Origin of the sequence: Intestinibacter sp., from assembly GCF_034113885.1 — a bacterium.
Classification (GTDB): Bacteria; Bacillota; Clostridia; order Peptostreptococcales; family Peptostreptococcaceae; genus Intestinibacter.
In genome coordinates this window covers 1-12,828 of the sequence record NZ_JAXEWM010000220.1, presented here as the reverse complement: position 1 = coordinate 12,828, position 12,828 = coordinate 1, and the positions used below count along the sequence as shown (strand labels likewise).

Here is a 12,828-nt window from a genome sequence, read left to right as displayed (position 1 = left end):
TTCCCATGACTATATACAGTATGGGTGTGGTAATCTGCTAATATCTTCATATATTAATCCTCTCCAAGTATTTTAACTTCTTCTTCTAGCATTATGTCAAATTTATTTAAAACTGTGCTTTTTACCACATAAATTAAATCTAATATGTCCTAGCTGTTGCATCTCCTATATTCACAACAAACCCACAGTGTTTTTCAGAAACCTGTGCTCCTCTTAAAGTCAATCCTCTTAATCCACAATCATCTATTAATTTACCTGCAAAATAACCTTTTGGTCTTTTGAATGTGCTTCCTGCACTTGGTAAATTTAATGGCTGTTTACTAACTCTTCTGTTAGTTAAATCTGCCATAAACTCTTTTATTTCGTCGTAATTTCCTTTTTTAAGTTCAAGCTCTGCTGATAAAACTATATAATCAGAATTAGTAAGTATGCTTCTTCTGTATTCAAATTTCATTTGTTCATTTGTAAATTCAAATATTTCACCTTGAGGATTCATAGCTCTTACTGATTTTACAACTGATTTTATTTCTCCTCCATAAGCACCAGCATTCATAGCTAATGCTCCACCAAGTGAGCCTGGTATACCTGATATACATTCAAAACCAGTTAAGCTTTCTCTAAGAGCAGCCTTTCCTAGTGCAGCTAATAGAGCTCCAGCTTGTGCCTTTATAATATTTCCTTCTATTTCGAATTTATTGAAATTGTCTCCAAATTCTATTACTATACCTCTTATTCCACCATCTTTTATCAATAAGTTTGATCCATTTCCTATTATTAAATATGGTAAATTATTTTCACTTATATATTTTAATATACCGCTTAATTGTTCTTCTGTTCTCGGTCTAACTAAAATATCCGCTGGACCGCCTACTCTAAATGATATATGCTTTTTCATAGGTTCATCTATTTTTATATCTTCTTTATCAACTATTTTTAATAAATCATTATACACTAATTCTTTATTCATATTTTTAATATTAATTGCCAAAATTTATACATTATAATAATCATAAATATTTAAATTTTGACATACTCCTTTCTCTATTACATTTAACTTAATTTTTATCTATTTTTCTCAAAATCTATTCTATTATTTAATTTCTTCCTATATAAATTAATATATGTCATAGCTATAAAAAAGTATCAATTAATAAAAAAACACATAATTATAGCTATAAATGATTTTATCATATATTGAAGATTTATTTAAGGTTAATTTAATTTATTTAATAAATAGTTATATTTGTGTATTTGTTTTATTTAAAGCTTTAATAATTGTACAAAAAAATACTATCGACAATATAAGCTATCGATAGTATTTATTTATAAAATTATTATCTATTTAATTACATATTTGTATACATTAGAAGCTTTTTTATCTGCTGCTAAGTATACAACGTAGTATATTACTGGTATTATTAATGCTCCACCTATTAAGTTACCTATTGTAACACAAATTAGGTTAGTTGCACATTGTGCTACTGTTACTTTTGCGCCTAATAACATTCCTACTGGTATAAAGTACATATTTGCAACACTATGTTCAAATCCAGATAATACGAATAACATAATTGGGAACCAACATGCAAAGATTTTAGAAATTACATCTTGTGCACTTGTTGCTAACCATACAGCTAAAACAACTAGTATGTTACATAATATACCTCTAAGTATCATAACTCCTATAGTTAATCCAGCTTTAGCTTCAGCTATTCCTATAGCTTTAGTAGCTGCATCTCCTCCGCAGATACCACCATAATATACAATAAGTGCTAAAGCAACAGAACCTACTAAGTTTCCAAGCCATACAACACACCAGTTTTTAAGTAATTGTGAAGTTGTAATCTTATTACTCATTAATGCTAATGTCATTAAGTTGTTTCCTGTAAATAATTCAGCCCCACATACAACAACTAACATAAGTCCAACTGGGAATACTGCTGCTCCTATAAGTTTTGCAACCCCTGGATCTATTCCTGCAAACGTTTGACTTGCAATAGTATTTCCAAGTGCCCCAAATCCTATAAATGCACCTGCTAAAATTCCTAATAAAAACATATTAAGTTCTGGTAGATTAGCTTTCCCCACACCTACATTTACCATAGCATTGGCTATTTCTTTAGGTGCTAAAAATTTCTTATCCATAAAAAATACACCCCTTTTACTATTTATGATTTCTATACATATAATTATAGCACTATTTGTTTGAGATAAGGCACAAATTCACTAATGTATACAGTATATTTAAATTATATATATAATATATTTTATTTTTAGATATTAATAATTTAATATTTTGTCATGTTATAGTTTTTTTTAAGCTAAAAACCGTATATTTATCATACATCAAATTTATTATTTTCTTTAAAAATCTAATGATTTATCTCAATTATAAATATCAAAATTAATAATTTTTTATTGAAATTTGTTAATTCTATATATCTATTTTAAATTTTTATATATTTATTAGTTATTTCTATACAATTTTTCTGTATTTAATAATTAAATATTATTTTTATAACTTATAAAACCTCCATTATTTGTTATTTTTATAACAATTTTATAAACACTTTCCAATTTTTGTATCGATTTATTTTTTACATATTTTAGTATATAATCTGATTAAGTAAGTATTATTTTTAGGAGGTAACTTTTTTATGAAAAATTCTGAAATCAACTCAAATGTTGATAAATTAGTAGATTACGAATATAAAGAATCATTTAAATTTCCTGCCGTAAAATATGAGTTTTTTGAAAAAACAGATATTGAAGAAGCTGTTATTTCTGAATATCCACTAACCTTAATATTAAACGACAAAGTTTGTAATACATTTTTCTGTCATCCATACAATTTAGATGAGCTAGTTATAGGAAATCTATTTTACGAAGGTAAAATAAAAACTAAAAACGATGTGTTAAAACTAGATATTGATGAAAATGCTCGTATTGCAAAAGCTACTATTAATGAAAATGATTCTTCTGATGAAAAAATATTTATAAACGATGTAAGCTATATCACATCAGATTGTATTACAAATGATACTATAAATATAGACTTAAAAACAGCATATGAATTTATGAGTCTTCACTTAAATTCATCTAAATTGTTCCATGAAACAGGAGGCGTACATTGTGCAGCTATATACGATGTAAAAAATAATAAGGCAATAGTAATTCGTGAAGACGTAGCTCGACATAATGCACTAGACAAGGCAATTGGTTACTGTATAAAAAACGATATCTCACTAAATGATAAAATTCTTTTTATGAGCTCAAGAATATCATTCAACATGGCATCAAAGGCTTCTAAAGCCCAAATACCTATTATAATAGCTAAATCTGCTCCTACTAATTTAGCTATTGACCTTTGTAATAAATTAAATATAACTCTTGCAGGATTTGTAAGAGGTAAAAAAATGAAAATTTATACTAACCCAGAAAGAATAATTGTCAATAAAGAATAATACAATCGTCAAAAATTACTCTTAAATATATATCGAAAAATAGACTAAATCTATTTTTCGATACTATTTAATATTTTCTAAAAAAAATTATTTTTTATCACAATTATGTATATAATCTAATATATTTTTTAAAATTAAATCTATATCATTTAAATCAACAACGTTTTTTCCTTCTAAACCTTCTATATCAGTTGCTATAGCGATTAAAGTATGTTCTTTACATATAGATTCTGTCGAGTTTCCTTTTCTCACAATTTCAATTTTAGGATAATCAGATCCTTTAAATCCTTCTAAAATAATAATGTCCGCTTCTGGGAAAAAATTTATCATATCCTTTTCATTTACATTTTCTTGTTTTTTTACAACCATAAATTTACCTTTAGAAAATACAACTGTACCATAAGCACCTGCTTGCATATGTTTATAAGTATCTGTACCTTCCACATCTGCATTAAATTCATGACCATCATGTTTTACAGTTGCAACTTTATATCCTAACTCAGTTAACTTTGGTAATAATTTGTCAATCAAAGTTGTTTTACCTGAATTTTTTACACCACTTACACATATTATTTTTGCTTTTGTCATAATTCGCCTCCTATAAAATAATTACCTTTACTTTATCCCCTTTAACTATTTTTTCCGTTCTGTCTTCTGCATCTATTAGACAATTGCATCCTATCATTCTACCTAATCCGCCAGCTGGATGAGTTCTATTTGCTAGGTATACCTTACCATCTTTATAAATAGCCTTTTCCATTCTTCTTTTCTTACTTACTTTCAAAAAATCATCTGCCATTATAGCTTCTTTTACAATAGTTTCTAAACCTGGATCATTAGTAAGCTTATGTAAAATAGGCTTTGCCAATAAATCAAATATCGATAAAGCGGCAAATGGATTTCCTGATAAGCTCAATATAGGCTTATTTTCATACACAGAATATACTACAGGTATTCCTGATCTTAAGTGAATTTTCCAAAATACTTTGTCAGCATTTAATACTTTGACTACATCGTGAATTATATCTTTTTTGCCTACTGATACTCCGCCTGTTGTAATGACTAAATCTACAGAATCTACTACATTACAAATTTCATTTGCAACATCATCTACATTATCCCCGATAGATGTTACATGTGCTATTTCACATCCAAATTCTTTAAGCTTGCTATGAATCATTCTTCTATTGCTGTCATATATTTTACCTTCTGTAAGAGTATCTCCTAAAGATATTATTTCATCACCTGTAGATATTATCGCAACTTTAGGTTTTCTAATCACTTTTACCTTTTCATATCCCATAGAAGCTATTATACCAATATGGATATATGTAATTTTTTCTCCCTTAGAAATCAACTTACTTCCCTTTTTTATTTCTTCACCTTCAAAAGAGTAATTTTCAAATTTATTTATCTCTTGATAAATTTCTACAGTATCCATCCCGTAATCAGTCAATTCTTGCTTAATTACACAATCGCTACCTTTAGGCATTTTAGAGCCAGTCATTATTCTTATAGCTTCTTTTTCTTTTATTTCTCTATCTGTGCAATTTCCAGCAAAGGATTCGCCCACTACGTTTAATTTAACACCGTTGTTCTTATCGGCTCCCTTAGTATCTATAGCTCTAACTGCATAACCATCAAATTGTGATCTATCAAATGGAGGTTGATTTATTGTCGCATAAATATCTTCTCCTATTATTCTATTTAAAGAATCCTCAACAAAAACTTCTTCTGTTTCTTCAATCCTCTTTAATGGTGTACAAATTTTATCAATAGCTAACTCTAGCTCAATATTTTCAATCATAAAACTTCCCCTTCCTTCATAAACCAAATTTGTCTTTTTCGTTAAATATCACTTTGAATTAATTCTTTATAATCTTCTGGTGTATTGATATTATGATAGACTCTATCTGTAAATCCCAGCTCTTTTAGATCTATTTTTTTAAATTTATTATTTGGAATCAACTCTATCAATTTATATTTTTCATCTTTTATGAGAGCTTCCATATCTGATAATAAATTCTTAGAATAAATTGCCCCCAATGGCATTAATTTACCACCTTCATTACAAGTCATAAATAAATCCGCATCTCTTTCAAATTTATCACAAAAAGCTTGTACAAATTCTTTTGACATCAAAGGCATATCACATGCTATTACAAATAAATATTTTTCTTTGCAGCATTTTAATACAGAATATATACCTCCCATAGGTCCTATTTCTTGATAAATATCCTTTACAATATGTATATTTTCAGACTCATATTTTTCAACATATTCATCAAATATTTTATTATTCACAGAAATATATATATTATCAAAATTGTCAAATATATCTATTATACAGTCTAAAAAAGTTTTTTCCTTGTATTTTAACATTCCCTTATTATTTCCACCCATGCGGCTATTTTTACCGCCCATAAGTATTAACGCTCCTATATCCAAATTTATCACTCCTAAATACGTTTTATACTTAATAATTATATCACTTTATTAGATTATATTTTAATTCATTTGTTAACGATAGCATATTCATATTGATTTTACTCATTAAAATAATTTATTTTTATAAACAAAAAACGCCAACATGTAAAATATTATAAAACATTGTACATATTTATTTTAAGCATTTAGTCTAATTACCTTATATTTACAACAACCAGATTTAATATCTTCTAGTAATTGCCTACTTTGTCCAAGTGTATGTGCAATAGCAACTTTTTCTTCTTTACCTTTTATAATAATTGATGTTTCAGTAATATTACTATCTATTTTCCATGATGATGTTTCAAATAAAGGTTCATGATTTATTTCTATATTTTTTAATTGATACGGTTCATGGGGATTTCTATATGCAGTTTCTGCGCCAGTTCTAATGAAAATACGATATAATTCTCGAGCATTTATTGTGTAATCTACACTATTAAATTCCTGCACTTCTCCAGCATTTTCATTATTATTAGATACATTAACAGTATAGATACAATCAGCATTTATCCCTTTTTCCTTAGCAAATTCATCTTTAATATATTTTCCAAATACTTGTTGTACTGATGGATATGTAACTAAAATATTTTTTAATTCTGGATAATTTTTACATAGAAACCTTATAGATGCAGGACTATTTGTAATAATTATTGTATCCTTTTGACTATTTTCTTCAGTAAATGTATCAAAAATTTGAGCTTCTTTTTTATGCAATCTACTTACAAGGTTTTTAATCGCTTCTTCCTTTATAGACCCATCAAGTTCCTGAATAGTTAAAATAGCTTCATAAACATTATTTTTTATTATTTCGTCATAATTCATAACATCTTCCTCCTATAATGCTTCTATTCTGCAAGGAATATAACGTAAATATGGATTACCCGTAATTTCATCTAAGTCATTTTCACTAACTATTTCATTTGCTCCACAACCTACAGTTTTTCCTTCAAATTCAAGTCCAAAATAATGTGGCACCATACAATATCCAGGTGACATTGTATAAGTAATTTCAACTGTTGCTGTCATTTCACCAGCTTTTGTAATAATTCTAACTTGTTGATCATTTACAAATCCCATATTTTTAGCATCAGCTGGATTCATAGTAACTGTACAAGATTTACGATATGCATAAGCTGCTGGATTACGCATTATTGTATTACACCCTTCATCTGTATGACGGCCAGATGAAACCAGCATCGGATATTCTTTATTTAGTGTCAATTCCGCTTCTTCTTTTTCAGGAGTAATACGATCCATATATTCATTAATTTCGTCACAATATAAATGAATCAAATGATCCTTATGTTTTACACGACGTTTAATCATATCATCTTTGCCAGTTATACCAATAACTGCTCCTTCTGGTCTTTGATCAACTAATTCAAAAGCAGCATCCATTAAGCAAAAATCTTTTAATATAGGTATTTTATTAAGTATTTTATGTCTATTAGATGGTTTAATCCCAGCTCTTTCAACCTGTCCTGTTCCAACTAATGGAGATGTTAGTAAACCTGCCCACATAACAGAACGAACTGGTGAACCCATTTCTCTCCCTAAAGTTTGGCCAATTAATGCTGGCATTAATTTCATATCAATTCTATTAAGAAAAACATATACGGCTAATTTTAAGAAGAAAGGTATTCTATCTCCTGTTTGTACTGCTTTTTTAGCAGCGTCATATATAAACTTTGGTAATTTAGGAAGGACTCCTACTGCTTCAGCAATTTCAAGCCATATTTCTGCGCCTTCTTTTCTCTCTCCAACGGAATCTAATATTGGATGTCTTAAATGACAAACTATTTCAGGATACGTCATTGCAAAAGTATTAAAGTCATAAGTTTCATATGAATTTTTAGCTGGCAAAATATAATCCGCTTCTTTAGCAGTTTCAGTCATAGCAACTTCGATAACAACTAATAAATCCAAAGCTTTTAAAGCTTTTCTCATTCTACTGCTATCCGGATAAGATCTTGCAGGATTAGTCAATGAAACAAAAGCAGCTCTTAAACGCTCAGGATTATCATTTAATACTTCTTTTGGAAATACTGTTTCTGGATATATTCCTAAAACTGGAAATCTATTTGTTTCTACCGTTCTCCATACTTTAGGATCTTTTTCATTTGTAGTGCTACCTTTAGCAATGCAAACTTCATCCATAATACATCCTCCTGGCATAAGAGCAACGCCGCAAATAACTTCAAGCATTGTTACTAAATAGCTACTAAATGTATTGTGTCTTCCAAAAAATAAACCTAGGTCCTGATGACATCCCCATTTTTTAGTAGTAAGCAATCTTGCAAATTCCTCCATTTGTTCGTATGGTACACCACATACTTGAAATGATTTTTCAATATCTACACCTTCAAACCATGGAAGGATTTTTTCAAAATCTTTAACATACTTTTTAATATATTCATGATCTTGCCAATCGTTTTTAATAATTAAAGCAATCAACGCTCTTAGTAAAAGTGGATCTGTTCCAGGTCTCGGCATAATATGCATATCCGACATCCTTGCTGATTCACTTAATCTAGGGTCTATAGTAATAAGCATTCTATTTGGATCATGCGAAACATTTCTAATATGTCTTCTTGCAGTATTTAAGTTATGTGCAACGTATGAATTACTCCCCCATAGAATAAATAATTCACAATTTTCTTCATCTAGCTCTGTATAAAATAATTGATCTCCAAATATTTTCCCATGAGACCACCAATTACCCATAAATTCAATACCAATAGGATTATAAATATACTGCGTTCCTAACCCAGCCATAAATGAATATGCGAATGGTGCATCCCCCTGTGTACCTGATGAACCACATCCTAGCATCGCAAAAGAACGAGGACCATATTCTTTTTTTATCTCTTTAGTTTTACTTGCTATTTCTTGTATTGCTTGTTCCCATGAAATCCTTTCAAAATGATCTCCTACTTTTTTCATAGGATAATCTATACGATCACCATGGTCTTGATAAAATTTTGCTGATCTACCTTTACGACAACAATACCCTTTAGATTTAGGGCTGTCTTTATCTGGACGCACATTTATAATTTTATTATCTTCTATTTCCATCTCTATTCCACAAGTAGCAGCACAAAAGTTACATTGTGTTTTTTTCCATACTCCCATTTCTATTCCCCCTATTTTTTATAAACCACTTGGTTTATTTAAAAATAACACATAAAAAAGACTAGTCTTAATTTAATAAAACCAGTCTTAACCCTTATATATTTTTACATTTTTTTATTTAACTTATTTTATACTATATTAAAATTATAGCATTTTTTTATTTATATGTAATAAAATAACGAAATGTATACATTATATTTGCAAACATTATCCTTCATATTCGACATTTATAATTTTTCCCATATCAGAAATATCATATCCACCTAATTCCATAACTCTTTTCTTAAATGAATCAGTTTCTATAGTTTCTAAAAGATTTTTTATGTAATCAGATTCTAATAAACTTGCTTTTACTAGTAAGTCGTATTCTTCATCGCATATAGGAACAAAATCTAAATCTAATATATGAGCTGCTGAATAAACACCTAATCCGCAATCTGCATCGTCATTTTGTATAGCCTTTGCAAGAGACATATGAGTAGATTCTTCTCTTTCATATCCATTTATTTGAGATTTTTTAATTCCATTTTGATCTAATAAGTAATCGAATAATATTCTAGTTCCAGCTCCTTTTTGTCTATTTATATATCTTATACCTGGTAAATCTTTTATAGATTTTATATTTAATGGGTTTCCTTTTTTAACTATAAAGCCTTGTGTTCTCTTAACTAATTTTATTAAAGCTACATCTTCTTCTATATATTTTTTAATATAAGGAACATTGTAAGTCGCAGTATCTACATCAAATAAATGTATTGGTGCTATATGAGCTTGACCCTTTTTAATTGCTAAAAGCCCTTGGAAGCTTCCCACGTGAGTTGAACTAAGACCTACAGATCCCTTTGAATGCATAGTTATTTCATCGTTTAAAACATCCATAACTAAGTCGTGACTTCCTATAGATACTATAGTATTTTTTATTTGATCCATAGGCTTTAATAATTCAACCTTTACAACTTCGCCTTCGTTATAACCTTCTACATTTTGAGGTATTACTAAAACACCATCGGCATGAACTAAGCTTGTTATTGTTCCTGCACCACGTTTAATCGGTGTAACTACAAATTTTCCATCTATATATCCAAGTTTTACTCTTACGTACTCTTCATATTTTAAGTTACTCATAACTCTTGTACTTAAAACAGCATCTACTATTACAGGTTCATCTTCTACCTTATAATTTAATTTTAATAAAACTGGTTTTACTATTTTTTCCATAACAACCCACGCAGATACTGGATATCCTGGAATACCTATTACTGGTTTGTTTTGAACTTGTCCAAGTATAGCTGGTTTACCTGGTTTGACAGCTAATCCATGTATAACTACTTCTCCTAACTCTTCAACTATATCGTATGTAAAGTCCTCTCTACCTTGTGAAGACCCTGCATTTACAAGCACCATGTCGCATTCTTCTAATGCCTTTTGTACGCATCCTTTTATTTTATCGTAATTATCTTCTACAATTGGATATCTGACTGGTTTTGCTCCATATTGTAAAACTAATCCTTCAAATAATCTAGAGTTAAATTCTATAATATCTCCTATTTTAGGACTTGTATGTCTATCTATTAATTCTGTTCCTGTTGGTATTATACCTACTTTGTATTCTTTAAATACTTTTACCTTATCTATCTTTGCACTTATCATAGAACCTATATCTTGAGGTCTAATAGTATGATAGCTTGGTATAAGCATTTCTTTTTCAACTATATCTTCTCCTAAGCATCTTATATGTTGCCAAGGTATAGCTGGTTTGTATATTTTAACGCTTTCTTCATTTCTCTCTAATAAATCCTCTACCATTATTACAGCATCAAATTGTCTAGGTATTGGATCTCCTGTATCTACAACTATATAATCTTCATCTAGTTTAAGAGTTAATATATTTTGGTCATTTGCATAGAAAGTTTTTTCTGCCTTTACTGCTATTCCATCCATAGCTGAGCAGTTGTAAAATGGAGCAGAAAGTTGAGCAAATACTGCTTCTGCACTCATTCTATTTAATGATTCTTCAACATCTACATATTCAACCTCTTTATTTATTTTATCCTTTAATGCATCTAAATATTTTTCTAAACCTTCTTGTAAAGGTATATTTGATAAGTATTTTCCCATTTTGATAATCTCCCTTACTTTATTTTAATATATTTAATTTTTTAGAATAAATTTACTTTAACTAAGTCTCCTTGATTTATACCTTCTAAATCTCTTTCTATTTTTACATATCCATCACAGTCTGCAAAATGTTTTATCATACTTGATTTTGCAAATATAGGAGTACAAACCAATTTTCCTTCTTCTTCAGTTATATATACAGATAAATATTCTTCTCTACCTCTAGCCTTATGGTAGTTGTATTTAAATTCGCATACTACATATCTTTCCTTCTTTGGTTCGAATAAAGATTCTATAAATGGTATAACTATAGATTCTACTACGAAAGCACAAGAAAGTGGATGACCTGGTAATCCTATAAGTAGCTTGTCGTTTATACTAGCTACAATAGTAGGTTTTCCTGGTTTTATAGCTATACCTTCTATTAAAACCTTGCTGTTTTCAAATGATTCTATAGCATTTATAGTTTCGTCCTTTTTACCCTTAGAGCTTCCTCCAGAAATAAGTACTACGTCGCATTCTTTACTTGCTTTATCCATTAAATTTATTATTTCTTGTAAATTATCCTTTGCTGGTGGATAAATTATTGGATTACAAAAAATTTCTTTCATTTGTCCGTATAATATGTAAGTATTTATATCTTTTATCTTAGCATCCTTAATATCTTCTTCTAATGTAAGAATTTCATCGCCTGTAGATATTATTCCAACTACTAATTCTTTGTAAACCTCTACTTCTTTTATACCTGCTCCAGCTAATACTCCTAAATCTCTGTAGTTTACAAGGTGTCCTTTTTTATAAAGAAGCTGATCCTTTTTTATATCCTCTCCAACTTCAACTATATTTTCATTTATAGCTACTCCTTTTTGAACTAATAAATCTTGATCATTTAGCTTTTCACAGTTTTCTATCATTACAACGCCTTCTGCATTGTTTGGAACCATACCTCCAGTTGGAACATATACAACCTCTTCATTATCAAGAAGTCCTTCATACACTTGTCCCATGTAGCTGTCTCCAACTATTTTCACAGGAACTGGATTAGTATCACTAGCTAAAAACACATCTCTTACTAATACTGCATATCCATCTACTAAAGATTTTCTAAAATGAGGTACATCTGTATCTGATTTTATATCATTTGCTAAATATCTATTTAAACTTTCAGTAAGTGGTATTGTTTCTGTTTCTAAATTAAAATTAAAATTTTCCTTCATTTTCTGTAATGCATCTTGTACTGTGACTACATCAAATAATTTCATAATTAAAACCCCCTTCTAAATTTACATATTTTAAAATCTATATAAATTATACAAATTTTATTTACTATATAATTATTCACCTAAAATACACTCTTTTAACATTTTTATATCGTCGTGATCTAGTATATTTTTTTTAATTAAAAATCTACAAAAACCTAATTCTTCAAATTCATCGCTTTCATCATGTATTTTACTCTTTTTACTTGATTTTAGTTCATAGCTTTTATTATTAAACACTATATCTTCTGCTAATTTTTCAAAATCCTCTTCTTTATCAACTATACTAGCAAACATACAGCTATCCATTCCATAATGATTTGAGATGGAATCTAAATTTTGGGCTTCTTCTAATGAAAATCCTT

The 12,828-nt window shown here is 28.8% G+C and carries 10 protein-coding genes and 1 pseudogene; 1 reads left to right on the top strand and 10 read right to left on the bottom strand.

Annotated features, from left to right (window positions below; genetic code table 11):
- Positions 1-53 precede the first annotated feature (53 nt).
- Both murB and SPD90_RS13420 read right to left on the bottom strand, forming a co-directional pair.
- Positions 54-967: pseudogene (gene murB, locus SPD90_RS13425) on the bottom strand (UDP-N-acetylmuramate dehydrogenase).
- A gap of 371 nt (positions 968-1,338) precedes the next feature.
- Positions 1,339-2,145, bottom strand: coding sequence for a formate/nitrite transporter family protein (locus SPD90_RS13420; RefSeq protein WP_320624152.1), 807 nt, complete (start codon positions 2,143-2,145; stop codon positions 1,339-1,341).
- Positions 2,146-2,657: 512 nt separating this feature from the next.
- Here SPD90_RS13420 and fdhD point away from each other — a divergent pair.
- Positions 2,658-3,464: a formate dehydrogenase accessory sulfurtransferase FdhD gene (gene fdhD / locus SPD90_RS13415; RefSeq protein ID WP_320925557.1), complete on the top strand. Its 807-nt coding sequence runs from the start codon at positions 2,658-2,660 to the stop codon at positions 3,462-3,464.
- An 87-nt stretch (positions 3,465-3,551) separates the two neighbouring features.
- On the opposite strand, the gene mobB is transcribed toward fdhD, so the two are convergent.
- From mobB to SPD90_RS13375, 8 genes are all read right to left on the bottom strand, one after another.
- Positions 3,552-4,052: a molybdopterin-guanine dinucleotide biosynthesis protein B gene (mobB, locus tag SPD90_RS13410; RefSeq protein WP_320925556.1), complete on the bottom strand. Its 501-nt coding sequence runs from the start codon at positions 4,050-4,052 to the stop codon at positions 3,552-3,554.
- Positions 4,053-4,062: 10 nt separating this feature from the next.
- On the bottom strand, positions 4,063-5,271 hold the full coding sequence (locus SPD90_RS13405) for a molybdopterin molybdotransferase MoeA (protein ID WP_320925555.1): 1,209 nt from the start codon (positions 5,269-5,271) through the stop codon (positions 4,063-4,065).
- A gap of 41 nt (positions 5,272-5,312) precedes the next feature.
- Positions 5,313-5,912 (bottom strand): molybdenum cofactor guanylyltransferase, encoded by a 600-nt coding sequence (locus SPD90_RS13400; RefSeq protein ID WP_320925554.1) that lies wholly within the window; start codon positions 5,910-5,912, stop codon positions 5,313-5,315.
- A gap of 177 nt (positions 5,913-6,089) precedes the next feature.
- The gene (locus SPD90_RS13395; RefSeq protein ID WP_320925553.1) at positions 6,090-6,776 is read right to left on the bottom strand and encodes a [Fe-Fe] hydrogenase large subunit C-terminal domain-containing protein; all 687 of its coding nucleotides are present in this window, start codon (positions 6,774-6,776) and stop codon (positions 6,090-6,092) included.
- Positions 6,777-6,788: 12 nt separating this feature from the next.
- The gene (locus SPD90_RS13390) at positions 6,789-9,086 is read right to left on the bottom strand and encodes a molybdopterin-containing oxidoreductase family protein (protein WP_320925552.1); all 2,298 of its coding nucleotides are present in this window, start codon (positions 9,084-9,086) and stop codon (positions 6,789-6,791) included.
- A gap of 207 nt (positions 9,087-9,293) precedes the next feature.
- The gene (locus SPD90_RS13385; RefSeq protein WP_320925551.1) at positions 9,294-11,204 is read right to left on the bottom strand and encodes a molybdopterin biosynthesis protein; all 1,911 of its coding nucleotides are present in this window, start codon (positions 11,202-11,204) and stop codon (positions 9,294-9,296) included.
- Between the two features lie 41 nt (positions 11,205-11,245).
- On the bottom strand, positions 11,246-12,466 hold the full coding sequence (locus SPD90_RS13380; RefSeq protein WP_320925550.1) for a molybdopterin molybdotransferase MoeA: 1,221 nt from the start codon (positions 12,464-12,466) through the stop codon (positions 11,246-11,248).
- A 72-nt stretch (positions 12,467-12,538) separates the two neighbouring features.
- The coding region (locus tag SPD90_RS13375) for a hypothetical protein (RefSeq protein ID WP_320925549.1) at positions 12,539-12,828 on the bottom strand (290 nt) is incomplete at its 5' end.

What these genes read in the sequence shown, in the direction of transcription:
- SPD90_RS13420 (WP_320624152.1), bottom strand. Translation starts at nt 2,145, where the DNA reads ATGGATAAGAAATTTTTAGCACCTAAAGAAATAGCCAATGCTATGGTA.
- fdhD (WP_320925557.1), top strand. Translation starts at nt 2,658, where the DNA reads ATGAAAAATTCTGAAATCAACTCAAATGTTGATAAATTAGTAGATTAC.
- mobB (WP_320925556.1), bottom strand. Translation starts at nt 4,052, where the DNA reads ATGACAAAAGCAAAAATAATATGTGTAAGTGGTGTAAAAAATTCAGGT.
- SPD90_RS13405 (WP_320925555.1), bottom strand. Translation starts at nt 5,271, where the DNA reads ATGATTGAAAATATTGAGCTAGAGTTAGCTATTGATAAAATTTGTACA.
- SPD90_RS13395 (WP_320925553.1), bottom strand. Translation starts at nt 6,776, where the DNA reads ATGAATTATGACGAAATAATAAAAAATAATGTTTATGAAGCTATTTTA.
- SPD90_RS13390 (WP_320925552.1), bottom strand. Translation starts at nt 9,086, where the DNA reads ATGGGAGTATGGAAAAAAACACAATGTAACTTTTGTGCTGCTACTTGT.
- SPD90_RS13385 (WP_320925551.1), bottom strand. Translation starts at nt 11,204, where the DNA reads ATGGGAAAATACTTATCAAATATACCTTTACAAGAAGGTTTAGAAAAA.
- SPD90_RS13380 (WP_320925550.1), bottom strand. Translation starts at nt 12,466, where the DNA reads ATGAAATTATTTGATGTAGTCACAGTACAAGATGCATTACAGAAAATG.